Origin of the sequence: Nosocomiicoccus sp. HMSC059G07 (genome assembly GCF_001815515.1) — a bacterium.
Lineage (GTDB): Bacteria > Bacillota > Bacilli > Staphylococcales > Salinicoccaceae > Nosocomiicoccus > Nosocomiicoccus ampullae_A.
Window position 1 is genome coordinate 1 of sequence record NZ_KV820883.1, and the last position, 395, is coordinate 395.

Here is a 395-nt window from a genome sequence, read left to right on the forward strand (position 1 = left end):
TGGTATGAATCCGGTCGACACAAAAACACGTCAAGCTGAAATTAAACAACCGCCAAGAATACTCGGATACGACGCAGTCGGTATCGTAGAAGACACTGGGAGTGACGTCACAGCCTATAAAGTAGGAGACGTCGTCTTTTACTCTGGTCGCGCAGATGTCGACGGCTCGAACGCGACACACCAAGTGATGCATGAAGCATATATCGCTCATGCGCCTAAAAACGTATCGCTTAATGAAGCGGCAGGATTTCCACTCACTAGTCTTACTGCGTCAGAGACACTCTTTGAAGTATTTAATATTAGTAAGAACAAAGAAGACAATAAAGGTAAATCCATTTTTATTATTAACGGTGCAGGTGGCGTTGGAAGTATGGCGACACAAATTGCGAAACACT

1 protein-coding gene is annotated in these 395 nt (G+C 44.3%); it reads left to right on the forward strand.

Annotated features, from left to right (window positions below; all coding sequences use genetic code 11):
• The coding region (locus HMPREF3029_RS08405) for an alcohol dehydrogenase catalytic domain-containing protein (protein WP_168165525.1) at nucleotides 1–395 on the forward strand (395 nt) is incomplete at both ends.